This is a genomic window from Vibrio wakamikoensis, assembly GCF_050337275.1.
Taxonomy (GTDB): Bacteria; Pseudomonadota; Gammaproteobacteria; order Enterobacterales; family Vibrionaceae; genus Vibrio; species Vibrio chaetopteri.
In genome coordinates this window covers 25,756-49,938 of the sequence record NZ_JAKJST010000023.1, presented here as the reverse complement: position 1 = coordinate 49,938, position 24,183 = coordinate 25,756, and the positions used below count along the sequence as shown (strand labels likewise).

Genomic DNA, 24,183 nt, shown 5'->3' with positions numbered 1-24,183 from the left:
GCCGACTCCTTAAAACAGTTCGTTTAGCTTGTAGCGAACCCACTCTGACTTAGCTACAGAACCCTGAACGTTAGCTTGAATCGCACTGATGGTGACATATCCTTGGCCAACAGCAATGCCTTCACTGTTTTCTGACTGATCAGCGTAGTTCGCGTCTGAATCCATGCTGATGCCTGCTTTGTCTTTATACATGCTTCTGGCGATAGCCATGGCTTCGTCCATCGTCAGACTTGGGTCATGTTTCATCATTTCTATTGCGACGTAACCCATAAACATGTCGCTTGAGGCTAGGTCGTCGGTGAACTTGACAATCATGTTGTCGTGGCCTGCGTTCCAACCCACTTGGGTGTGTTTGAATCCGCGATGATTCGCTGGATCTTCAGGAATGTTAACGTTGAGACCAGTGAACTTAGGCAATAGTGGTGCGCCGTCTGCTGTCTTTTCAACAAGTTGATCAAGAAGCTCAACAACGATGTTTGCAACGTCTTGTGCTTTGCTGGCTTCGCCATCGTAAGCGCTTACAGCAATCGCAGGGATGCCACGTGCAATAGAGGCATTAGTTGCACCAAGCGTACCCGACATGTTGGTTGAGTAACCCACGTTGTTGCCTTCATTAGGGCCAGAGATAACGAGGTCAGGCTGCTTGCCCCAACGCTCCATAGCGTAGACATCGATACCATACAGCGCAGCCATTGTTGGTGTGCCTTCTGTGTAGTCTTCGAAAGCGACGGTTGTGTCAGTATCACCCACACAAACTTGGTCTTTGTCGAGTTGAGTTCGGTCAACCGATACTTCTTTCATAAAGTGGATAGCTCCACCTTTGCCACTTTGTCCTGTGCATGGCGCCGACATAATCACGTCGTGTCCCGCTGCTTTAAGTGTCGTATGAAGAGTCTGAATATTGGTCGTGGACCAGCTGTCATCGTTAGTTAAAACAATATTCAGTGCGTTTGCTTGAGCACAGATCCCTAAACCGATTGCCAATGTCAACGCAGCAAACTTGGTGTTCATAGTATTTCCCTTTGTGTGCTTGAAAAGTTGATAGTTAAGCTAGAAGGGATTGATGACGGTTATGTTAAAACGAGATTGCTTAGTGGTTAGAGATGTCTCTAAGTTTAAGTATTTGTTTTTATGATAAAAATATCCTTGTTTAGTTGATGTTGATAGCGACCTGTCTTTGGGTCACGGCTCTTTTGGAACAGATAGGGATTCGCTAATTCACCAAAGTACGCCAACATCTCATCTTTAATTTTGTTTCGGTTTTGATCGAGCGTTTTAGCTTTTAATCCGTGCAGCTCAAGCTCATTAATTGCTCTGGCATGCCCACCAAAACAGCGCATGATTTGCGCCAGTTCTCGACCCTTGTCAATATCGGGCTTTGAGATTGAAGGATTGATGTAGGCAGGAAGGTCGTCGATGCTCCTTTTTACATACCAGTAGTAATAGAAAAAAGGTGTTTTAGGCATCAGCAGTGTGTGGCCATCTAAACTGATTGACCGTTCGAGCAAGTTGATGGTTAGTAACGAAGTAGGCACCGATTGCGTGTTACTGGGTTCAGACTGACTATCGGCTGCAGTCTCTATCGAGAGCGAATCTTTTTGGCTTGGCAATGGCTCCAACTCGACATCATATTCATGCCCCGTTGTAGCAGGATCTAGTTTGGTGCGCTTGGTTGCTGATGAATGCAAAACGCAATAGGTACTAGCTGTACACAGTGCGCTGATAGCAATCATTATGGATAAAGATAGGTTTGAGATTGGCGAGGAGATTATCCAGTTCAAAGCGTAATGCTCATCCCCCAGTTTAAAGAGAAGATCCGCCGAATATTGCGACGTGGCTGCAGTTAGAGATATCTCTAAAATTTCGATGTTGTTAATAATAGGCGAACCAAACACTGAAAATAAACGAAAAGACTCAATCCAACGCTTCAATACGGATTCAGAATGCACTAACAGCTGTGTGACGTCGTAGCTGTTCACAAGCGCATCATTTAGAGCAACTGGTAAATGCTGAGCAAGCAAGGTTTGGATAGCAAAATGTAACGCGAAGTCATATAGGTACATCAAAGCACCCAAAACAGCTACGCCGAGACAAGTCGATAGTACTAGCGCTTTTTGCTTTTGGGAGACGGAGGCAAAGGACATGATCTTTAGGTCTTCTTTTTATTGGGTGCAGTTGTCAATGTTGATGTGGGTGTTATCTAACAGCTGGTGCATTGGCTTTGATTGCCTCATCTTCGTGAGTAGGGATACGCTGGCAGCACATTTGATGGAGTTAGGAACCGCGTTGGAAATGTACCAACTGCCCGCTGAAGGGATGGTCTTCAATTCTATACGTTGTCCTTCAGGCCATCCCGTAAGTTCAGGCTCAATACCGATCGCTGGGATAAAATCGACGCTCTTTGAGGTGAACGCGTTGATAAGATCATTGCGGTGATGAAACCAGTGTGTGTTGGTGTTATCTAATGTGACGCCGCGTTTTCTGAGTTCTACTTCCGGAATCAAAAATCCAGACTGGCTGCGCTTATCATCGAGAAGACCTATGTTTCTTTTGTATAAGGTGGCCGCCGACAATCTATTGATGGGGATATGAGCGTATAGATAGACGGTGTATGGGGGGAGAATTAAACCTTGCTGATAAAATGTTTCATGATCAGGTAGCAAGCCGTTTAGTACTCGCGGTCGACTAAATAACATATCAAACTGCTGAGAGAGGATGTCGTCAGAGGAAATATTCTCGCGTGGTTTCCAGGATAGTTCTACATGAGCATAGTCGCTGCCTATAAGCACAGATTCGCAAAAAAAAGTCGTCAGTTCGTTGGCTTGCCAGTCTGACGGTGTGTAGATGCGAAACGTTTGGTCGCCTATTGGCTTGATGACATTACAGCTGAGTTGATTGAGATTAAGTGGTGCGCTTGTCACAAGTGAATATGGCATGACCAGCAAAATGCCAATCGATGATAATGCGATTAGGGCTGTCCATAGCACCATTATAAAACGGGAGTTGTTGAGCATAGTCCTTCCTTGATAATCAAAGAATCGTACGCGACCAATGTTACGCTTGAGTGACTAGGGTAGTGCTAACTCTCCTTTAGTAAAGATTGCGCAGCAAAAATGTTATGTTATAACATTGCCCTAAATTATCTCGAGTGAGATAAATAGAACTTACAAAGGAGATTAAGTAACCCCATGTCATCAACGCTAATCATCAACGCAAAAGTCGTCAACGAAGGCGAAGTTCGAGAGACGTACGTGCGTATCAAAGGACAACGCATCGAGCAGGTTGCAGCAAATCTTAGTGCTCTGCCTAACGAGCTAGTGATTGACGCAAAAGGGGCCTACTTGATGCCTGGCATGATTGATGACCAGGTACATTTTAGAGAGCCAGGGCTCACTCATAAAGGCTCGATTGCAACGGAGTCATTGGCTGCAGTCGCTGGTGGTATCACAAGTTATATGGAGATGCCCAACGTTAGCCCTTCGACTACAACCATTGAAGCGCTTGAGCAGAAATACGCTATCGCTGCAAAAAATTCTGCCGCCAACTATGCCTTCTATCTTGGTGCGACAGAAGATAATTTGGAGCAAATCAAAAGACTGGATCCTAGCAAACACTGCGGCGTGAAAGTCTTTATGGGGGCATCAACAGGTGATCTCTTAGTGGAGCATCCGGAAGCGTTAGACAAGATTTTTCGTGATTCTCCTGTATTGATCGTAACGCACTGTGAAAGTGGCGCAGTGATCGCTGAGAACAAAGCTCGTTTGCTTAAGACTCACTCTGAATTCACCATTGACGATCATCCTTTACTGCGTGATGACAAAGCATGTTATGCCTCTTCATCTTATGCGGTCGATCTGGCGAAGAAACATCAAAGTCAGCTGCATGTTCTGCATATCACGACAGAAAAAGAGTTGAGCTTGTTTGAGGCTGGTCCTGTTGCCGGAAAGAACATTACCGCTGAGGCTTGTGTGCATCATTTGTGGTTTACCAATCTAGACTATGCTGAGAAGGGTAACCTCATTAAGTGTAATCCAGCGGTCAAATATCAAAGTGATCGTGATGCGATTATTGAAGCGATTAAGGCGGGTCAAATCGATATTATTGCAACTGACCATGCCCCACATACGTTTGAAGAGAAGCAAGTTGAATACGACAAAGCACCAGCGGGTTTGCCATTGATGCAGCACGCACTGCTTACACTTATGGATCACGTCCATTACGGTCGATTGAGTGTGAGTGACGTGGTCGAAAAGACGGCGCATAACCCTGCCATTCGTTACGGAGTCGAGAACCGAGGGTTTATTCGTGAAGGTTACTACGCTGACCTTGTCTTGATTGATTGTGATTCAGTCACACCAGTGACACACGAAAACAGCTTCTACCATTGTGGCTGGTCACCCTTTGCTGGGCACTCTTTCGCATCTCGCATTAAGCGTACCTGGGTAAATGGTCAAATAGTATTTGACGACACCCAACCACTGCTCGTAGATTCCAATGCTATGCCGCTGTCGTTTAGCCGCTAATCCTGAAGTTGTAGAGGCACCAAAATGTTAAGAAAAAACCCAACTGGTCATATGCCTGTCGTATCCGAAAATGCCTTTGTTGATCCTACCGCGATCATCTGTGGGAAAGTTGTCATAGAGGACAATGTGTTTATCGGCTTCAACTCCGTCGTATTTGATACCGTGATTGGTAAAGGCTGCGTCATTCGCCACAACTGCGTTATTGATGGACTAGACTTGCCTAACGACTTCCATGTTCCGCCAATGACGAACATTGGCGCTGACTTTGATCTCAACAGCATTTCAAAAGTACCACCAAAGTACTCCGCTTTTTCAGAGTCTGTTGTGTCAGCGAACCACACGTTAGTGCAAGGTTATAGGAGAATCGCAAATGAGCTCTGAGAGCACGGTTATTGAAAGCGTACCAACGAACATCATCACCGGCTTTCTTGGTGTCGGCAAAACATCGGCAATCTTACATCTACTCAAGAATAAACCTGCAGATGAGCGCTGGGCTGTCCTTGTGAATGAGTTTGGAGAGATCGGTGTCGATGGCAGCTTAGTGCAAGGACAATCTGGTGAGGCCGAGCAGGTCTTTATTCGCGAAGTGCCTGGCGGCTGTATGTGCTGTGCAGCGGGACTTCCAATGCAAATTGCGCTTAACCAGCTATTGCACGAGGCCAAACCTGATCGTTTACTTATTGAGCCGACAGGGCTTGGGCATCCCAAAGAAGTACTCGAAGTGCTGTCCTCTGAACATTACCGAAAAGTGTTATCGCTGCAAAAGACACTGACGTTGGTTGATGCTAGAAAGCTTTCTGATACGCGCTACACAGACCACGCAACATTCAATCAGCAAATAGCCATTGCGGATATCGTCGTAGGTAGCAAAATTGACTTGTACCAAGCCGACGAGAAGCAATCACTGAAAAACTATGTAGAGAAGGTAGGCCATCCTGAGGCTCAACTGATATTTGCAGAACATGGCAATATTCCGTTTTCGGCCTTTGAAGGAGCAACACTCGCGAACGATCAGCATCACCATCATCACCATCATCATCATTCTTCAAAACCGCTTGCGTCTGAATTGCCGATGCCGGAGAGCGGTCTGATCAAGGCAGAGAATGAAGGGGAAGGATTTAAGAGTGTTGGCTGGCGATTTGCACCAGACAAAGTGTTTGACCGCCAAAAACTAGCGCTGCTGCTCTTAGACTTGGATGTCGAGCGTATGAAGGCGGTGTTTATTACCAATATGGGAATTTTTGGTTACAACCTGACATCAGACGGGATAACCGAAATGGAGCTGGATGATTGTGCCGAAAGTCGAATTGAGTTCATTGCTCATAAGCTTGATGAGAGCATCGAACAGCGACTCCTTGCTTGTGTCACCAGTGTTTAGCAGTCTTATATCTCAATCACTCTGTACTTAAGTAAACAGGCGGGACTTTAGTCCCGCCTGTTTGATGTCTAGCTCACACGGACGATGCGTTTCTCTGCCATCGCCATCGCAATATTGCTCTGACAATAAGCACTCTCATTGATGAAGTGGGGATAGACGGTTTCTTCACCTTGCCAGTGCATATCGTAGCCAAGGAAGGTTGCTAGAATAGGTTCGCCCGGTTCGACGGCGACAAAGTCACGGCCACAAAGCGTTGGGTGGACGGTCGCAAGGCGCATTCCATCGATATCGAGTGGAAACATGACCTCTTCAATATATCCATAAGCCTCATAGTCGCTGAGCTTAACTGTATGGTTTAAGTTTGTGTTTTCTATGTAGTCGAGTACTGCGGTGAGTAAATTCTTCATTAGCTCAAGCGTTTCGTACTTGAGGGAGCCATGAGCTTGCGCGCCGACTTCAAGCATTAATCCATGCTGACCAGTCGTACACAAATAAGGCTGGTCTTGCCAAGACTTACGATCTTCAAACAGGATATTCGCTTCAGGCATGCGCTGTTTGATGTAGGCGCCCATCTTTGTGTAGTAAGGGTCGCTGGAAAGTAGAATCAGGGTTGCGCCCATATTGCTGGTGGTGTTGTGTAGGTCAATAATCAATTGATTTTCATTGCCAGCGTGTTGCTTAACAAACTCAGCGGCCAATCGTTTTTCGTTGGCATCCGATGTTAAATCCGCAGCAGAGAAGGCACGATTCAAGTCTATGTCGACAAAGCGAGTATTTTTCTTCACTGCAAGAGGGTTAGCGACCGTGCTTTTGACCTGAAATGTTGATCGGTCGGCTTGATATACGCCATCCCGAATGAGTTTTTGTAAGTAAAGACCTGAAAGCTCGTTGCCATGTGTGCCAGCAACAAGTAGTACCTGATTAATTGAGGGGGGAGCCATATTTAGATCTACCAAATTTGAATTGTTATAACATAACATTTTAAATAAAATCTAGAGTTGGCTTAGTAATAATAAAAAAACGCCGCTGACGTACACGTAAGCGGCGTTCTTAGAACAGTTTAGCGTTTTTACTCGCCTTTAGATTTATTGCGGATTGCACGCATCATCTTGAGACGGCGCTCTGCAGAGCTTTGCTCTTGCTGAGGATTGTTCTTACGACCTTGGCGATCTTTATAAGCAGGCTTGCTGTGCATCTTTGTCAGCAGGGCATCACGGCTTTTTGGCTCGTAGCCAGCAAGTTGGATACGTTTGATACGCTGCTGAATGAGGTTTTCAACCTGAACCAGCGTTAGCTCTTCATCACGACTTACAAAAGAAACAGCATGGCCTTGTTGTCCAGCACGGCCAGTACGACCGATGCGGTGAACGTAATCTTCGGCAAGGAATGGCATGTCGTAGTTCACTACGTGCGGTAGACCTTGGATATCAAGACCGCGCGCTGCAACTTCTGTCGCGACCATGACACGTGCTTTGCCCGACTTAAATTCTTCTAGTGCACGGCGGCGTGAGCTTTGTGCTTTATCACCGTGGCAAAGAACCGCCTTGATGCCATCAAGCTTAAGCTCCTTAACGACGTCGTTTGCGGTTTCTTTGTAGTTTACGAATACTAAAACTTGCTGCCAGTTTTTACGGCCAATAAGTTCCGAAAGTAGCTCTAGCTTGCGCTCTTCATCAACAGGGTAAACCACGTGGAAAACCGTCGCTGCGGTTGAGTTTTCTTCGTTTACAATAATGCGCTTCGGCTTGCGAAGAAGATCTTGTGCTAACGCATTCATTTGCGCTGAAGAGGTTGCAGAGAACAGCATGGTTTGCGGATGCTCCGCGATGCCGCTCATGATAGTGCGGATAGCGCCGATGAAGCCCATATCCAGCATGCGGTCTGCTTCATCGAAAACGAGGAACTCAAGGTTTGCGAGGTTGAGATTACCAAGTTCAATGTGCTCAATCAGGCGGCCTGGGGTTGCTACCAACACATCAGTACCGTTCTCAAGCTTGCGCTCTTGAGATGACATTTTTGCACCGCCGTAAACAGCAGTGACCTTTAGGTCAACATACTTAGTATAGTCAGCAATATTGTTGGCAATCTGATCAACAAGCTCGCGCGTTGGCGCCAGAATCAGTGCGCGAGTAGTCGCACGGCCAACTTGCTTTGGTGCATCCAGCAATTGCTGGATGATTGGCAAAGAGAATGCAGCCGTTTTACCCGTTCCCGTTTGTGCATGAGCAAGGATATCGTGTCCGCGACGTGCATGAGGGATCGCCTGTTGCTGAACAGGGGTGAGTTTTTCATAGCCGCACTCAGTGAGGGCTTGTGCTATCTCTGGTGAAAAACCTTGTGATGAAAATGACATTCTATGTTCCTAAAAGCAGATGACCGTGTTCTCTTGACCACAACAGAGTAAGTTTAGAGCGTCATGGTCAAGATGGCCGCTGATTATAAGGGAAATCTCGCGCTATGTGGCGACTAATTTCGGATCTTTTCATGATCGAGGGAATGAGCCTAGCTAATACCTAAGGGTATGTCTCAATTTTGCTACTTTAAACCTTGAGTATTAGTCTCGACTGGGCTCTTACAACAAGACTCCTATACTGATTCGAAAGTGAACTCGAATAGTGTCTACTAAAGGTGCCACAGATAACTAAGTCCGTCTTTGTTAACTACCTATAGATACAAGAGTTTTACCATCGGATAGGGGATGTCAGTGATGAAAGCCGGTCACCATGGGCACGCGCTCCATCTAAAGCAGCAGTTAGAGCAGCACTTGGATAGCGAAGATGAGAGTTGCAAAGTACAAGCGAACTTGAATAGCGCGTTTCAACGACGATGTCCGGCATATCTCGATGACATCGTTCAACCTCTGCTCAACCACTGTAGCGATGGCCTTATCGTGATGGATAAAAGTGGCGAGTTGGTGTGGTACTCGGATCACCTTGCTAGCTTGTTCGCACTTTCTAGCGATCTTGCTTTCGAACAGATCCTTTCCTCGTTACCAGCCCCAATAGAAAAGTTTATTCGAGACTACAGTGTTTCAGTTAGACAAGCAGATGGCTTTGGCGTGCGTAACTTTGATTTGCGAACCCCAAGCTCTGCCTACAATTTGGCAAAAGGTCTTAGTGGCTCGGGAAATGTGCGGGTGTGCCGCTTTCCATTAACAGTGGGAGGCGAGCTGTATGGCAGCGGCTTTATTGTTTCCGATGAAACCCAAAAAATCGCGAATCGTCGTGACATTGAGCTTGCGATGCAGGTATTTAGTGAGGGTAACCAAGCCATTATTATTACCGACAAAGAGCACGTGATCACTTTTGTTAACCGAGCTTTTAGCGACATTTCCGGTTACCAATCTGCCGAGGTCATAGGCCAGCATGTGAGCTTGTTTTTTGACTCTGATGAGAAAAGCTATTTTGGTCGAGAACAGCTCAAACATCTTGCTAGGGATCATTATTGGGAAGGCGAGCTCCAGTCAATGTCAAAAGAAAGGGTGCGCTATCTTCAATGGGTAAACATCAGTGCGTATCCAAAGCATGCGGACAAACCAAGTAACTATATTGTTGTATTTCAAGATATGACAGAATCCAGACGCCGAGAAAAGCGCATCGAGAAACTTGCGTATTACGACACATTAACCGGATGCGGCAACCGCTTAGCGATGCGAAAATTCTCAAGTCAGTTGATTCAAGACAGTCAAAGTAAAGGCACTCCAAGTAGCTTTGCACTGCTGTTTATTGATATTGATGGCTTTAAGCTTATCAATGACACCTATGGCCATGATGCCGGCGACAAAATTCTCAAGTACCTCACACGTCGAATTAATGGGATTACTCGTCGTAGCGATCGCCTGTTTCGTATTGGTGGTGATGAGTTTATCTTGTTTTTAATCGATGCGGATGCCAGCCTGACACAAAGTAAAGCACAGCAAGTTATCGATGTGATTACGCGTCCTTTTCAGCTTGATCGAAATGCCATTGCGACCTCAATTTCTATCGGCATTGTCAACTACCCAGAAGACGGTCAAGAGCTGAATAGTTTGCTCAAACACGCGGATGCAGCGATGTACAAAGCAAAAGCCGTGGGTAAAGGAACATTTGAGTACTGTGATCCTGAGCTATTGAACAAGTTTAGTCGCGAGTTTCGCATCAAGAAGCAGCTCTATATGGCACTCCAGAATCAGGAGCTACAGCTATACTTTATGCCGCAGGTCTCAATGAGTACCGGAGAAGTGGTGAGTGTTGAGGCACTTATGCGTTGGACGAATAAGGAATTTGGGCAACTTTCACCGGCAGAATTTATTCCTATCGCCGAGCGTAGTGGGATGATTCACCATTTTACCCGCTGGGTAATAGAAAACGTGACGCAATCTTTAGACACCTTGTCACAAAGTGGACTAAAGATGATCCCATGCTCAATTAATATCTCGCCAGCGGATTTTGCTAGCGCAACATTTTTTAACTCATTGACTGAATTGATAAAAAATAGTCACCCGCAACATATAACACTGGAGATCACGGAAACATTATTAGTTGAAGATAGAGAAGAAACATTAAATAAGTTGCTGAAGTTAAAAGATATCGGTGTCAGTATTTCATTAGATGATTTTGGAACGGGCTTTTCTTCAATGAGCTATCTTACTGATTTCCCAATAGATGAGATTAAAATAGACAAAACCTTTGCCGATACTTTGCTACAAAGTAAGCGCTCGCAGGATATTTATCATGCTTTGATCCAGCTCTCAAACTCGTTAGGCTGTCGATGTGTGGCTGAAGGGGTTGAAAATAATGAGCAATTTGAATGGCTTAAGAGTAATGGTTGTGATTTATCACAAGGCTTTCTACACTATAAACCTATGCCATTGAGTGAGTTGCAGAAGTTATTGAAGACTCGGCATTGAGTGCATCACATAGTTTTTGGCGTTTATTCGATAGTAAGTAAAAATGAAACTGAGTGAGTATTTAACTGTGTTCACTAAGCAAAGTTGTTTATTTGGTTGTGGCAACTTATTGATGTTAAAAGCATTGGTTTCATAGAGTTTGTTTATTTCACGATCGTATTCAAATAATGATGTAAAAATCGGTAAATACGATTCTAATTGCCGAATAGTTAGGCTATTATTGGCAACTTGTCAGGACAGTGACGTCCAGTATTTAAATTTAACTTAGCTTAACTTGTTGTAATAATGGTAAAAAGTATTTTTTCGCCGTTGTGGGTGTTGGCATTGACGGCCGTTGTACTGTTTTCCCACAGCGCACGTAGCGAAGTAAAATTAGAATCAGGTACGATTAAACGTATTTATAGCAGTGCACAACTCGACGGAGTGGTTGATTTTCAATTATTTAAGGATGCGTACCTTGCTTATGAGAAAACCACCAACCGCAGTAAGTCGTTGTTGACCATCATCGACTATTCAAAACCATCGACGGAAAAACGCTTTTTTGTCATTGATATGGATAAGAAATCGTTAGTGTTTAACACTTATGTCTCTCATGGCGTGAACAGTGGTGAGAAAACAGCGACTAAGTTCTCTAATATTATTAACTCTCGCAAGACATCTTTAGGCACCTTTTTAACCGATTCGACTTACTATGGCTCGAACGGCTACTCTTTACGCTTGGATGGATTGACGAAAGGTATCAACGATAATGCTCGAGAGCGTTACATTGTTGTTCATGGCGCAGATTACGCGAATGAGTCGTTTCTTAAGCAGAATGGCTATCTAGGGCGCAGTTGGGGCTGCCCGGCATTGCCTGAGCATTTGTCGCGACAAATTATCGATACTATCAAAGGCGGAAGCGTTATTTACGCGAGTGCTTAATATAATAAATAGCTGAGTTTGAATAGCTTAGTTAATTGATTAGTAAGAAAAAGGCTCACATATATCGTGAGCCTTTTTTGTATTTGGTAAATTAACTTGGTTTCGCTTTATTAGGGCGGGAGCGATTTGGTCTTGGTTTGCGAGACTTGTTCGCTGCTTGTTCACCACCACTATTTGGCTTGCGCTTGAAACTTCTTGGCTTGCGTGGCTTGTCTGAACCTTTGTTTTCCTTTGAAGCTGCGCCGTTGCCTTGCTTTTGCTGACCTTGTGCCTTCTGCGGCTGTGGCTTTTTCGGCTTCTTAGGTTTTTTCGCTTTGATTGGGCGAGTATCGAGTTTTGATTCCGGCAGTTCATGAACGGGTTTGAAGCCCTCCAGTTCATGTCTTGGCAGCAACTTACCAATCAAACGCTCGATAGAAAACAGCTCTTTCGCTTCGTCTGCACAAACCAGTGAGTAAGCGTTACCCGTTTCACCAGCACGGCCAGTACGACCGATACGGTGCACGTAGTCTTCAGATACGTTTGGCAAGTCGAAGTTGACCACCTGTGGCAGCTGAGGGATGTCCAGACCGCGCGCGGCGATATCGGTGGCGACCAATACGCGGACTTCACCACTTTTAAAGTTAGCCAGCGCGGTCGTGCGAGCACTTTGGCTCTTGTTCCCGTGTATTGCCATAGCTGTAATGTCTTGGCCTTCTAGGTAACGAGCAAGACGGTTGGCACCATGCTTAGTTCGGCTAAATACCAGCACCTGCTTCCAGTCACCATCGTGGATAAGCTTGGCAAGCATCGCGGGCTTTTGCTTTTTATCAGCAAGGTAAATACTTTGCTCAACTAATGCTGTGGTTGAGTTTGGTGGCGTCACTGACACTTCTACCGGATCGTTGACTAGGCCTTTGGCTAGGTCACGGATCTCGTTTGAGAAGGTGGCTGAGAATAGTAGGTTCTGACGCTTTTCAGGTAATAGGTCGAGAATCTTTTTAATGTCACGATAAAACCCCATGTCCAGCATTCTATCGGCTTCATCGAGTACCAGTACTTCCAATTGAGAAAACTTGATGGCGTTTTGCTGATACAAATCCAACAGGCGACCTGGTGTTGCCACCATAACATCGCAACCTTTGCGGAGCTTCATCATCTGTGGGTTAATTTTTACGCCACCGTATACACACTGAGAAGTCAGTGGTAGATGAACGCTGTATTTGAATACGCTCTCGTGAACCTGTGCTGCCAGCTCGCGAGTCGGCGTTAAAATCAGCGCGCGAATGTGGTTACTCATGACGCGAGTACCGTTGTCGAGATTTTGAATCAGTGGTAGAGCAAAGCCAGCGGTTTTGCCAGTGCCCGTTTGAGCGGCTGCCATGACATCTTTGCCTTCAATGACGGCAGGAATAGCTTGCTCTTGGATGGGCGATGCTTTCTCGTAACCTAATTCTTTAATCGCGCGCAGAATAGGTTGGGAAAGACCTAAAGAATCAAAACTCATAGTGATACTCAGTTTAAGAAAAGAGGAGGGCAGATCGCCGTGACGTGCCGTAAACCCAAGAATAGGGCAAGGCGGGCTATTCTGCGTGGTTTTGTGATGAAGTTCAATACAATTTTGGTTGCATTATTTCAGCGATTTAGGCCCAAAGCAGTATTGAATTTACCCGCTAAGGTGTTTATATTGTCGCCGCCTTAGACAGGCACACCCTAAAATGCACACTCGCCATCCCGCCTCCATTGGTGCATTTATATTGGTGTTAGAACTTTCCCATGCAAACGACAATGCGTCCTTTAAATCGCTTTACCCGTGAATCGGGTGCTCTTATGAACCTGTCGGTTCCTATTATTCTTACCCAGCTTGCTACTCAGGCAATGGGTTTTGTTGATACAACCATGGCTGGCCAAGTCAGTGCGGCTGATCTTGCCGCGATTGCTCTGGGAGCAAGCTTGTGGATCCCGGTACTTCTTCTGCTACGCGGCGTTATTATGGCTTTAACGCCAGTGGTGGCGTTTCATCGAGGTGCTCGTGATTTTGATAGTATCTCTATCGAGTTCTTCCAAATGGTATGGCTGGCGCTCACTTCAAGTGCTTTGTTGATTGCCTATTTGGTTAGCGCAAAACCGATCCTAGAGTGGATTGGTGTGGCATCGGAAATCATTCCTATTGCCAGTGATTACGCTTACGCATTGGCGTTCGGCGTGCCCGGGATTGCGCTGTTTTATACCTTAAACGGCTTTTGTGAAGGTATGAACAATACCAAGGCGCCAATGATCATTTCTGTGATTGGCCTATTAGTAAACATTCCTGTTAACTATGTGCTTATTTACGGTAAGTTTGGCTTCCCTGAACTGGGCGCTGTAGGTTGTGGCTGGGCGACCAGTTTGGTGTATTGGTTGATGTCTGCGCTGCTGTACTCATACATTCGTGGTCATCACCATTTTAAAACCATCATTCGCTTTAGCGATGTAAAGCTAAGGCTTGCTGAGATCTTCAACCTATTAAAGCTAGGTTTGCCTATTGGGATGAACATTGCGGTGTGCGGCAGCATCTTCGCAGTGATTGCACTTTTGATTGGTAGAATTGGCGCAGAAAACGTCGCAGCAGCACAGATTGCGCTTAACATTTCAAGTATGACCTATGTGATTCCAATGAGTATCTCTTTTGGTATTACCATTCGTGTTGGCCACGCTTTAGGTGCAAAAGATGACGCTGGCGCAGTGGAGCGAAGCAAAATCGGTATCGTGGTCGCGGCAATGTTGTCACTGTGTTCGGTGGCGATGTTCTTGCTGTTCCCGGATTGGATTATTCGTCTTTATACCACTGACCCAGCGGTGAGCGCGACGGCGGCTACCTTGCTAGTATTCACTGCTATGTATCAGTTTAGTGATGCGCTGCAGACCTCTGCCAACGGAGCACTGCGTGGCTATAAAGATACCAAGGTTCCGATGATTTTGGCGATTGCTTCTTATTGGGGCTTAGCTCTGCCGCTCGGTGTAGTGTTAGGACTGACGGATCACATAGTACCTGCCATGGGCGAGAAAGGCTTTTGGGTGGGTATACTTAGTGGATTGACGTTTGCTGCGTTACTCATGTTGCTGCGTTTACGAACGGTGATAAAGCGGCGTGATGCGCTGTTGGTAAATGGTGTTTAAACGATTGTACCTAGAATGAAATTGGGCGCGATAGATAGAGTTATTTATCGCGCCTTTTTCGTACCAAGGGCTTTCATTATATAGTAAGGAGTTCGACTTTCTGTAAGAAGGCTTCTGTTCCAACCCGCTATCGTTAGCATTTTGTGACTTCCAGTACCGATAGATTGTTGAATGTCCCAATAAAGGTATAGAGTGTTTGCATTTAACTGTATAATTTATAAAGAATAAAAAATATACAAAGAAATGTATATCTATTTGGTTGATACAGTGTATAGTGTAGCTCAGCTCAAACAGTGAGCTATTGATAACTTATTTAGTTCAAGCTTTTCTCAGTTCTCTATCGATTTGATTCATCATCTCTATCCTGCCCTGCGATACCTTTTTCTTCATTCCTTATTTAGTAGCTCTCTTTCTAAAATAATTAAACTATCGAGATATACATGTCAAATAAAACAACTGGTTCAGTAAAATGGTTCAACGAAACAAAAGGCTTTGGCTTTATCGCACCAGATAATGGCAGTGCTGATGTATTTGTTCATTTTAGAGCAATTACCAGTGACGGCTTTAAAACACTAACGGAAGGTCAAAAAGTTTCCTTTAACGTTGAGCAGGGTTCTAAAGGTCCACAGGCAGCAGACGTTACTGCACTGTAAGAATTCTGATGAGATCTTTTCGACTTTCTAGTAACGGAAAGATCTCTATCTTAGTACTATGTTTTGCGCGATAAGAATCAACTTAAGAGCAAAATCTAGTAGTATCAAGTTAATTACTATCTTTATCACAACAACATACCCTGGTCTGCGACCAATAGTCAGCTTAATAACGACGTTCTGACACGTCATATTCCTCACAGAGGGAATGTCAATTACTTAAACTTGCATTTCTTTTGTAGTGAGTTGGAACAAACAGGAAAAATACTAAACTCCCAAAATATGGTCTTAGGGAATTTTTATATTTCTTAAATCAAGGAGATTAGTCATTGAAAAAAACAACAGCTCGTAAAGTCAAAAAAGAAATTGTCGATGATAATGAAAATGAAGTTCGCAAAGATACTATTCATGAAGTAAGAAAAAAGATCGAGAGTATTCTAATAGAACGTGAGCGAAAAAAATTATGGGATCTATAAAATGAGAAAACCTGCAAAGAAATCAAGTAACAGAAACCGCAAGAGCAGCTTTGAAGAGAAGTTTTCCAATATGGTCGCTGAATATCAAACAGCGAAAGAAGTTTTAGATTCTTTGGTTGAAGGTACACCTGAGTATAACAAGCAAAAAAGAATCTGCGATAAGTTGTTTGCTAGTGCTGAACGGTTTATCAATGCAAATTAAATCGCTCTCTTTTAATCTGTCCTAAAGAGCGATCAGTCCTAAAGCGCGATTGAAGGAAGCAGGTGTGAACTCGGACTACTTTGGCACTTATTCTATGCGATGTATAAAATCAGGAATGGACTGCTATTGCAGTCCGTTATGCTTTCTAAGCGTGCCGAATAACCTCTTGCAAACAAGTGAATGTGTCTCTTAATTAGTATGCAAGTAAAGCTCAAATAATGTACCTACCGACTCTAATAGATACACTATGTTTCCAGCTTTGTTATTTAATCATAACTTCAACTGACCTTCTCGAAAGGTCAAACCATTCTCCACATCACTCCCAAGTAGCACCGGACCATCTAAGTCAACAACTTCAGCATTGGTCGCTATCGGTAATGCGGCCTTCATGGCGAGTGACGAGCCAAGCATACAGCCACTCATAATACTAAGTCCTACTAAACGCGCATCTTTTTCGAGTGCTAACGCTTCGGTAAGGCCGCCGGTTTTATCGAGCTTAATATTGATCATTTCATAGCAATCAACCAGGTTGGAAAGTTGTTCTCGGGTATGACAGCTTTCATCGGCGCACAAAGGAATAGGATGCTCAATCCCTTTGAGTAGATGGTCTTGGCCACTTGGCACCGGTTGTTCAATCATGGTGATATTGAATGGCTTAAGTGATGCAAACAATGTACTAAGGTCAAGCTGAGACCAAGCTTCGTTGGCGTCTATGATTATCTTCGAGTTTGGTGCTACTGCGCGGATCGCAGCGATCTTGTCGACGACGGCTTGATCGTCGAGTTTCACTTTGAGCAGAGTTGCCCCTTGGCTCACATAGTCCTTCGCTTGCTCAGCCATGCTGGTCAGTTCTGCTACCGATACCGTCATAGCTGTTTCTATGCTTGGTGCAATACTAAATAATGGGGAAGGGAAGTGACTGTCAGCAAGTTGAGCTTCCAAAGCCCATAATGCACAATCTACAGCATTTCGCGCGGCACCGGCTGGGAAAGATTGCAGACTAAGCCTTGCTTCATTTGGCGTCATTGCTGTGAGCGCTTTAGCAAATTCGGTTATTTGATCGATGACAGATTCGACAGACTCACCATACCTTGGATAAGGAGTACATTCCCCCTCTGCTTCAAAGTCTTGATAGCGCAAGGTGACACGAACTAGCTCTGCATGCGTCCTCGTACCGCGAGAGATGCTAAACGGTTTTGCCAGTTTAATAGAGTGATGATGAGCGCTAATAGACAGCATGTAATGAGCTTCCTTACTGTAGTCAGGGTTAAAGTGAGCGAACACGATCTGCGATTGCATCGACACCAAATCGAACAGGGTCGGTGACGGGCATGCCGAATTCTTCGCTCCATTCTAGACACAGCGCTTTCGCTTCTTTGCCAGAAATGTTTGAGGTGTTGAGACAAATGCCAACAAACTGCACTGCAGGGTTAGTAACTCGCGCTGCCATTAAGTTGGCCTCGATGGTTTGCTCGATGCTTGGTAGAGCCGCGTGAGGTAAGTGACGAATGTGCTCGCGTCCGACTTCATGGCACAGTACCAGCGCATCGGGTTGAGCACCATGGAGTAAACCTAAGCTTACGCCAGCGAAAGAAGGGTTAAACAGCGAACCTTGGCCTTCAATAATGTCCCACTCATGTTCGGTAAAGCTCGGGCTCAGCTTTTCAACCGCACCAGAAATAAAGTCTGCGACCACAGCATCGACCGAAATGCCCTGGCCTTCAATTAGAATGCCGGTTTGCCCGGTTGCTTTAAAGCGCGCTTGGCAGCCTTGATCGACAAGGGCTTTTTCAATTGCGAGAGCGGAGAACATTTTGCCAACCGAACAATCTGTGCCGACGGTCAAGAGGCGTTTTCCTTGGCGCTTTTTGCCTGTGCCAACATCAAGCTGAGCATCGTAATGCCGAACGTCAAACAGTTGTATGGCGTTTTGGGTAGCAAGTGACGCGAGCTCGGGAATATCACCAAGGCGTTGATGCATGCCAGAGGCAATATCAAACCCAAGCTGCGCCGCTTGTACAAGCGTTTCGACCCAACTTGGCGGGATAACACCACCGGCATTCGCTGTGCCAATAACCAGTGTCTTAGCACCCATCGCTTTTGCGTCTGCCAATGATAGAGGCTCAAGGCCGAGTGATACTGTTTGCTCAGTCAGTCGTAACTCACCCAAACAGGCATCTGGTCGCCATTTAACGATGCCGCGCGCTGTTTTTGCTGCTAGAGGGTCGGTCACGTCCCCAAGGAAAAGTAGGTAAGGTTGAGCAATGTTCATATCGTCCCTCATGAATCTTGATAAATGATTGGTGAATCAGAGCTATCAAGATAGCGAGGACGAGGAGCACAATCGAATACTCTAATGTGTGTCCTCTATAACATTAAGTTATGGGCTGGTGATCTCCGAAAGCGTTTCTAGAAACTGCCTACTGGCAATCGACATAGGGTGAACATCACTGGAAAGAAGGGATACGGAGCAATCAATGTTGTCAGTTAACGCGACACGCATGAGATTGGGTTCAAGCGCATATTGCTGCGCAGTCCAAGGGTCGACAATGGCGATACCGCTGCCGAGTTTGGCAAGCTCTGCGCCTGCACTGTAGCTTCTGACGCGAAATGTCGGCGTAAAATTTGCTTTGTGAGCGGTTATCGAATCGTGCAAGCGCATGCCTAGTGGATCGCGTTCATCGAGTGCAATTATGCCGATGTCACTATGAAGCAATGTTGAAAGTGAGAGTGATGAGAGCTCGGGACTCAGCGCTTTATGATGCTCACGACTAAGGAGCACGGTCATAGATTGCTGCAGTAAAAGGCGATGTGATATGCCCGCAGGTGTTTCGCGGCCAAACGTGATGGCAAGATCGAGCTCATTGTCGAGCAGCGCCTGACATAGTTCGGCGTGATTACCCGTAGTGAGGTCAATAGAGCAGGCGTTTTTCTGGGCAAACTCAGACACTAAAGGGGTGAGCAGCTTAGTGGCTAGCACCGGCGGTGCACCAATACGGATATGTTGATGTCCAGCTTTAACTTTGTTGGTCAGAGTTTGGAACTGACCAAGCTGTCGATAGATCTTTTCCACTTCAGGTAGCAGTGTCTGCGCTTCTTGAGTCGGAACTAGCCGTCCTTTAATGCGTTCAAACAGTGAAAAGCCAAGTTGCTGTTCGGTGTGAGCCAATACGCGCGTCACGTTGGGCTGGGAAACATGCAGATTTCTGGCAGCTCCCGATACCGTTCCGGCTTGCATGATGGCGTAGAAGACTTCCAATTGTCGAAGATTCACAGTGGCTCCAAAGGCGCTAACTCATTAACAATCACTGTAATGCAAACAACAGAACGAAAAAAGGCTTGATCGCGACATGATCAAGCCTATCTGTTTCTTCTACCCAATGGTATTTGCTATTGGGAAGTGAGTGTTAGCTGAAATGAGTCCAGAGAATTGAGCCCCACACCATCATGGCGAGGCCAATGGCTAGAAACACGGCCGCTGAGCCGAGATCTTTTGCACGCCCCGATAGCTCGTGACGTTCAAGCCCGACACGGTCTACCACGGCTTCCACCGCAGAGTTCATCAATTCAACAATCATGACAAAGATAACACTGCCCACGAGGGCGGCTTTAGCGAACAAAGAGACATCTAACACAGCTGCGATGATGACTGCAAAGATCAGCGCTGCACATTCCTGGCGAAATGCCGCTTCGTTTTTCCAAGCAGCAATGAGGCCGTACCAAGAGTAACGAGCGGCGTAAATAACGCGCTTAATGCCAGTATTTTTTTGAATCTCAGTCATGGTTTAGTTCAACTTTAAAGTAAGTGCGTCGTTACGATTGTTCTCGTGCTTATCATCAACAGATTTAGAAATGTCGCCAATTGCTTGGAACTCTTCGTGAGTCCAAACGGTTTTATCTTTCAATGACGCCGGCAGTATATCAAACGATTGAATATTGTCAGCTTTTACCAACTGCAATTGTCCGTATTGCTCAAGCTTAGCAAACTCAGATAAGCTCAGCGGTGTGCCGTTAGAAACCACGTTTGGAATCAAATTCAAACTAAAGTGATAATCTCGCGTTTTCACCACCCATTTGTTTGGCAGACGTTTGCTGCTGTCCCACCAGATGCCATCGATCTCTTTAAGCTTTTCGATACTGGTGTCTTCATCTTGAGCGTCAAGCATCTTAAGGTGCTTACGGAAATACTCCGGCATCAGAACGATGAACGCATCTTGGGTAATGTCTGGATTAATTCGCAAAATCTCATAGGCGATGAGTGCACCGAGCATGTTCGAGTAGAGATCTTCTGGCGAAAACGCCGATGGATACTCTTTAAAACCGCCCACAGAAACTAGGCCGTACCATTGTGCAATTTCATGCCATTGAGCAAGACGAAACGCGAGCAGTGCGGCTAGTTTGGCTTCATCGTCTTGTTCTGTGTCTAGTTGGTCTAGGTTATTAAATACGATGTGACGGTCACGCAGTTCAGGCGTAAGGTTCACTTGATAGTTGTCGCTGTTGCGCTGCTTAAGAGAACGATATAAATAGAAGGCAAAATCCGCGGTATCTCTGACGTGTGCGGTATCAATAAAGCCGCCTTTATTGGTGAAAATGAGTCCATTCACTTCGTCAGATGCGCCAAATAGGCTGCCGACAACACTGGCTGACCCATCGTTGAATACGTGCGCATCGACATCTTCGGTATTAAGAACGTTCTTGATCGAGTAGAAAGGAACCGGGACGCTTCCTAGCTCTGCTTTAAGGCCAGTTCCAAAGGCGCAGCATGGTCTGATCCCTACTGGTACGGTCTCGGAATCCGCGAAGCTTGGCGCTGCAGCGGTCAGAGTAAGACTCAGTAGCAATAGTATTTTTGTCATAGGTGAACCAAATCAGTGAGTGGAACAAAAAAGCGCAAGATTGTGCAGTGTACGCACCTGCGGTTTGTCAAAAAAATGCAATAATTTGTCGTGAGGATAATAACCGTTTGAATAAATAGTATTTACCATTTGCTGCCAATTCGCTAATCAAGGTTTGACGGCTCAGATTGAACCTGGTTTCGCCCGTTTTGTTTTGCTCTGTATAAAGCAGCATCGGCGCTTTCCAATAATTGCTGCGTTGTTAGCTGTTCTTCGGCGAGCTGATGAGCAACGCCAACAGAAATCGATAGCACGTTGAACGGATTGTTTCCTGAATGTGGAATGTTGAGTGATATTATTTCTTGGCGCATTTTTTCCGCCAAGGTCATGGCTTCTTGAGCTGAGACATTGACCAGCAGGGCACAAAACTCCTCGCCGCCAATACGCGCGACCATATGACCACAAGGTACAAGCACTTGCTTTAAAGTGTTGGCCACATAACGCAGCGCAAAATCACCTTGAACGTGACCGTACAGGTCGTTGTATTGTTTGAAGTGATCGACATCAATCATCATGGTAGTAATACTACTGACAAAGAGGCTATGAGTATGATGTTCAAGCTCGCTCATGAATGGGCGGCGATTCGGCAACCCAGTTAGCTCGTCAGTTTCTGCGGCGATGTGTAAACGTTGATTGGCCTCTATAAGTTCCTCTTGCAGCGCGGTCATTTCTTTTTGGCTGCGTAGCCGCAGATGCATTTCACTGACTGTGGTTGAAAGCCGACTTAAAATGGCTCGCTGCGTGTCACTCCAGTCATGTGCGCCATGGATATTGGAAGCAATAAGAAGGCCAAATATCGCTTTACCATCGATCAGGGGAAAAATGGCTACCGAATCGATTCCTAGCTTCTTCATCATGCTGTACTCAGAATCCGCTTGGCTCTTTAGAAACTCAATGTCATTAATCACAATAGGTTCTAGAGAAAGTAGACGACGTTGCAGCAATGCCATCGAGCCGATATTGAACCCCTCGAGGTAAGGGTTTTTACTCCCATCTGCTCGCCATGAATAGCGATAGTGCGCAATATTGTCGTCAATAGTGAGTACGCTGAGTCTGTCGATGTCGAGCAAACGGCCTATGGGCTCAAATGCACGGTACATAACTGTCGCCATGTTGTCCTCGCTGCAGGTCAGAATATTGAGTGACATATCGGCGAGGATACGATGCAGCTTACTTTGGGTTTTGTAGGCTTTGGTTTGAATCTCGATGCTCTGCTCGAGTTGATTCTGATGATGAAGCAGTTGTCGCTCTGTACGTCTTTGTGCCGCTATCGCGCGCCTTGAAGCGTTATTGAGGTTTTGCAGTGCTTTCGCAACGTAGGAGAGCTCATCTTGACGCTGAGTCAGACTGTTGGGCAGCTTTAATTTACTCGACGTTTGAGGGTTGATGGTTTTTGATATCGTATAAAGCTCGTTAAGCGGTTTAGTGACTAGCGAGTAAACCACCACCACAACAATGGCGATGATCACTAAGGCTTCTAGGGTGTTTAAAAGAAATCCTAATGCTAACCGAGATAATACTTCTTCTTGAATCTTTGAGTCGTCAATTTGATAGGACAAGGTACCGAGCATTCTACCGTGGTGGCGTAGATCATAGCTGTGAGTCGTCGAAGTTAACGGTTCGGATACGTTGGCATCGAGCATGGTGCCATCGGTACTTTTGAGCTGAATATTCTGGATGTTGCTGTCTTTACTGACGCTTATTAGCAGTTGCTCCAGTTGACGAAGATCCAGATCCCAAAGCGCCTCTGAAATCGGGTAATACAGGGAGCGTACATGGCGCAGGGTATTATCTTCGGCCTGCTTCATTTCTTGTTGATAGTCGACGTAGGCTTGGATTGAAATGTTTAATAACGCCAATAAACCGGTCGCCACCACCATGATGGCGATGATTTTGTGTCTGAGTGTTTTCATAGGGAGCGATGTCACTTGAGCTCCTCAGACTTGGGTACAAATGGATCGATAGGGTTTTGTTGAATGTCGATTTTTCGGAAATCTATCCGCTGCCAGTCTTTATCTTTTAATATGTTGTAGAACTCAGAGGGATAAAGTACCGGTTGGAACAAATTGTATTTGGTGCGCTGTGGCCAAGGTTCATTGTGCAAATAGTGATGGATTTTGACTAACGACAGACCCACCGCGGTGAAATGGCCTCCCGCCAGAGAGGAGACTTCGCCCTGTGCCAATGCGTTTAACACTTGGTTGGATGTGTTGATTGTCCCAACAAAGATGTCACTGCCGATTGGGATATTGGCTTCTTCGATGGCCTTAATCGCGCCAAACGCCATGTGATCGTTGGCTGTCCATAGGTAGCGTACGTTGTCATGTCTATTCAACAAGATTTTGGTCTGTTCATAGGCAATGGATTCCGACCAGTCTCCGTGCACGCGTTGGGCTAAGGAAGTATTCTCATTTTGCATGATAAATGATGTTGCCCCTGCCTCTCGATTGTTGGATGCAGGAGTGGTTTTATCACCAGAGATGAGTAGAAAGTCACCCGGCTGTCCTCTGCCTTTAACAAACAGATCCTGTGCACTGACAAACCCGATATGATAGTTGTCTGGAAATACCCCAGGTAGTAGACGCTTGGACCAGTCAGGTATGTTGGAGACAAGTCGTTTGTCATTGGATGATAAGTCATTGAGTGCAAAAGTAACTTTGATTTGTGGCGACGTTATGGACTCCAGCAAGGCGAGTCCTGCCCCTTTTTCGTTCACGAGAATGACAAAATCCGGAGTGGGACTTTGCTGCAATCTTTCGACAAGCTCTTGACGGGTGAGAAGTCGGTCACGTTTACCATGGATGATCTCGAGCTGTAAGCCCAAAGCATCTGCCGCCGCTTGTGCATAGAGGTCGACATCATGCCAAAAGCTCTCTTGCGCAAACCCGGGGTTTACGAACAACACTCGGCTATCAGCTTGATGCGGCGTATTGTCGCCTTTTGCTGCAATGGCTGTGCCTGATAATAAACAGTAGACGCAAAGCGCCCAAATCGCTCTCATAACAACACTCCCTGTGTTAGAGAAAATTATGGAAGTGATTTGTTAAAACGTCGAATAGTTGTGAGTGAAATCACATGAATGAGGCAGGAGTCTCAATTATAAAACGTT

22 protein-coding genes are annotated in these 24,183 nt (G+C 45.6%); 9 read left to right on the top strand and 13 right to left on the bottom strand.

Annotated elements, in window-relative coordinates; all coding sequences use genetic code 11:
* Positions 1-9: 9 nt before the first annotated feature.
* The 3 genes from L4C42_RS14015 to L4C42_RS14005 form a co-directional block, all read right to left on the bottom strand.
* A complete protein-coding gene (locus L4C42_RS14015) occupies positions 10-1,011 on the bottom strand; it encodes a 5'/3'-nucleotidase SurE (protein WP_353498262.1) in 1,002 nt (333 codons plus the stop codon).
* A gap of 104 nt (positions 1,012-1,115) precedes the next feature.
* Positions 1,116-2,063 carry a hypothetical protein gene (locus tag L4C42_RS14010; RefSeq protein WP_429760899.1) on the bottom strand — a complete coding sequence of 316 codons (948 nt, stop codon included), beginning with the start codon at positions 2,061-2,063 and terminating at the stop codon, positions 1,116-1,118.
* A gap of 99 nt (positions 2,064-2,162) precedes the next feature.
* Entirely contained in the window at positions 2,163-3,014 is an 852-nt protein-coding gene (locus L4C42_RS14005; RefSeq protein WP_429760897.1) for a hypothetical protein, read from the bottom strand.
* A 174-nt stretch (positions 3,015-3,188) separates the two neighbouring features.
* Here L4C42_RS14005 and L4C42_RS14000 point away from each other — a divergent pair, with 174 nt between their 5' ends.
* Genes L4C42_RS14000 through L4C42_RS13990 form a run of 3 tightly spaced genes read left to right on the top strand, consistent with a single transcriptional unit; the run spans position 3,189 to position 5,901 of the window.
* Positions 3,189-4,523 (top strand): dihydroorotase, encoded by a 1,335-nt coding sequence (locus L4C42_RS14000; RefSeq protein ID WP_418641609.1) that lies wholly within the window; start codon positions 3,189-3,191, stop codon positions 4,521-4,523.
* A 24-nt stretch (positions 4,524-4,547) separates the two neighbouring features.
* Positions 4,548-4,904: a DapH/DapD/GlmU-related protein gene (locus tag L4C42_RS13995; RefSeq protein WP_353498266.1), complete on the top strand. Its 357-nt coding sequence runs from the start codon at positions 4,548-4,550 to the stop codon at positions 4,902-4,904.
* Positions 4,894-5,901, top strand: a complete 1,008-nt coding sequence (locus tag L4C42_RS13990) for a CobW family GTP-binding protein (RefSeq protein ID WP_353498267.1) — start codon at positions 4,894-4,896, stop codon at positions 5,899-5,901. The genes L4C42_RS13995 and L4C42_RS13990 overlap by 11 nt, the downstream gene beginning before the upstream one ends.
* Positions 5,902-5,969: 68 nt before the next feature.
* Here the strand turns inward: L4C42_RS13990 and L4C42_RS13985 are convergent, their stop codons facing one another.
* The gene (locus L4C42_RS13985; RefSeq protein WP_353498268.1) at positions 5,970-6,842 is read right to left on the bottom strand and encodes an aspartoacylase; all 873 of its coding nucleotides are present in this window, start codon (positions 6,840-6,842) and stop codon (positions 5,970-5,972) included.
* A gap of 128 nt (positions 6,843-6,970) precedes the next feature.
* Entirely contained in the window at positions 6,971-8,254 is a 1,284-nt protein-coding gene (locus L4C42_RS13980) for a DEAD/DEAH box helicase (RefSeq protein WP_353498269.1), read from the bottom strand.
* Positions 8,255-8,599: 345 nt separating this feature from the next.
* Between L4C42_RS13980 and L4C42_RS13975 the strand changes: the two genes are divergently transcribed.
* Both L4C42_RS13975 and L4C42_RS13970 read left to right on the top strand, forming a co-directional pair.
* Positions 8,600-10,789, top strand: a complete 2,190-nt coding sequence (locus tag L4C42_RS13975) for a putative bifunctional diguanylate cyclase/phosphodiesterase (RefSeq protein ID WP_418641607.1) — start codon at positions 8,600-8,602, stop codon at positions 10,787-10,789.
* Between the two features lie 285 nt (positions 10,790-11,074).
* Positions 11,075-11,710: a murein L,D-transpeptidase catalytic domain family protein gene (locus tag L4C42_RS13970; protein ID WP_353498271.1), complete on the top strand. Its 636-nt coding sequence runs from the start codon at positions 11,075-11,077 to the stop codon at positions 11,708-11,710.
* A 91-nt stretch (positions 11,711-11,801) separates the two neighbouring features.
* Here the strand turns inward: L4C42_RS13970 and L4C42_RS13965 are convergent, their stop codons facing one another.
* On the bottom strand, positions 11,802-13,196 hold the full coding sequence (locus L4C42_RS13965; RefSeq protein WP_353498272.1) for a DEAD/DEAH box helicase: 1,395 nt from the start codon (positions 13,194-13,196) through the stop codon (positions 11,802-11,804).
* A gap of 269 nt (positions 13,197-13,465) precedes the next feature.
* Here L4C42_RS13965 and L4C42_RS13960 point away from each other — a divergent pair, with 269 nt between their 5' ends.
* The 4 genes from L4C42_RS13960 to L4C42_RS13945 all read left to right on the top strand — a co-directional run bounded on the left by L4C42_RS13960 (position 13,466) and on the right by L4C42_RS13945 (position 16,176).
* A complete protein-coding gene (locus tag L4C42_RS13960) occupies positions 13,466-14,848 on the top strand; it encodes an MATE family efflux transporter (RefSeq protein ID WP_353498273.1) in 1,383 nt (460 codons plus the stop codon).
* 440 nt (positions 14,849-15,288) lie between these two features.
* Positions 15,289-15,501, top strand: a complete 213-nt coding sequence (gene cspE, locus L4C42_RS13955; protein ID WP_353498274.1) for a transcription antiterminator/RNA stability regulator CspE — start codon at positions 15,289-15,291, stop codon at positions 15,499-15,501.
* Between the two features lie 326 nt (positions 15,502-15,827).
* Entirely contained in the window at positions 15,828-15,974 is a 147-nt protein-coding gene (locus tag L4C42_RS13950) for a hypothetical protein (protein ID WP_353498275.1), read from the top strand.
* Between the two features lies 1 nt (position 15,975).
* Positions 15,976-16,176, top strand: coding sequence for a hypothetical protein (locus L4C42_RS13945; protein ID WP_353498276.1), 201 nt, complete (start codon positions 15,976-15,978; stop codon positions 16,174-16,176).
* A gap of 270 nt (positions 16,177-16,446) precedes the next feature.
* On the opposite strand, the gene dgcA is transcribed toward L4C42_RS13945, so the two are convergent.
* The 7 genes from dgcA to L4C42_RS13910 all read right to left on the bottom strand — a co-directional run bounded on the left by dgcA (position 16,447) and on the right by L4C42_RS13910 (position 24,075).
* Positions 16,447-17,412 carry an N-acetyl-D-Glu racemase DgcA gene (dgcA, locus tag L4C42_RS13940; RefSeq protein WP_418642292.1) on the bottom strand — a complete coding sequence of 322 codons (966 nt, stop codon included), beginning with the start codon at positions 17,410-17,412 and terminating at the stop codon, positions 16,447-16,449.
* A 31-nt stretch (positions 17,413-17,443) separates the two neighbouring features.
* Positions 17,444-18,448: an N-acetyltransferase DgcN gene (dgcN, locus tag L4C42_RS13935; RefSeq protein ID WP_353498278.1), complete on the bottom strand. Its 1,005-nt coding sequence runs from the start codon at positions 18,446-18,448 to the stop codon at positions 17,444-17,446.
* Positions 18,449-18,556: 108 nt separating this feature from the next.
* Positions 18,557-19,450 carry a LysR family transcriptional regulator gene (locus L4C42_RS13930; RefSeq protein ID WP_353498279.1) on the bottom strand — a complete coding sequence of 298 codons (894 nt, stop codon included), beginning with the start codon at positions 19,448-19,450 and terminating at the stop codon, positions 18,557-18,559.
* A 133-nt stretch (positions 19,451-19,583) separates the two neighbouring features.
* Positions 19,584-19,958 carry a diacylglycerol kinase gene (locus L4C42_RS13925; protein ID WP_353498280.1) on the bottom strand — a complete coding sequence of 125 codons (375 nt, stop codon included), beginning with the start codon at positions 19,956-19,958 and terminating at the stop codon, positions 19,584-19,586.
* A gap of 3 nt (positions 19,959-19,961) precedes the next feature.
* Positions 19,962-21,035: a DUF4056 domain-containing protein gene (locus tag L4C42_RS13920; protein ID WP_353498281.1), complete on the bottom strand. Its 1,074-nt coding sequence runs from the start codon at positions 21,033-21,035 to the stop codon at positions 19,962-19,964.
* 143 nt (positions 21,036-21,178) lie between these two features.
* Complete coding sequence (locus tag L4C42_RS13915) at positions 21,179-23,002, bottom strand: GGDEF domain-containing protein (protein WP_353498282.1); 1,824 nt, start codon at positions 23,000-23,002, stop codon at positions 21,179-21,181.
* Positions 22,999-24,075, bottom strand: coding sequence for an ABC transporter substrate-binding protein (locus L4C42_RS13910; RefSeq protein ID WP_353498283.1), 1,077 nt, complete (start codon positions 24,073-24,075; stop codon positions 22,999-23,001). Before L4C42_RS13910 ends, L4C42_RS13915 begins: the two co-directional genes overlap by 4 nt.
* Between the last annotated feature and the right edge of the window lie 108 nt (positions 24,076-24,183).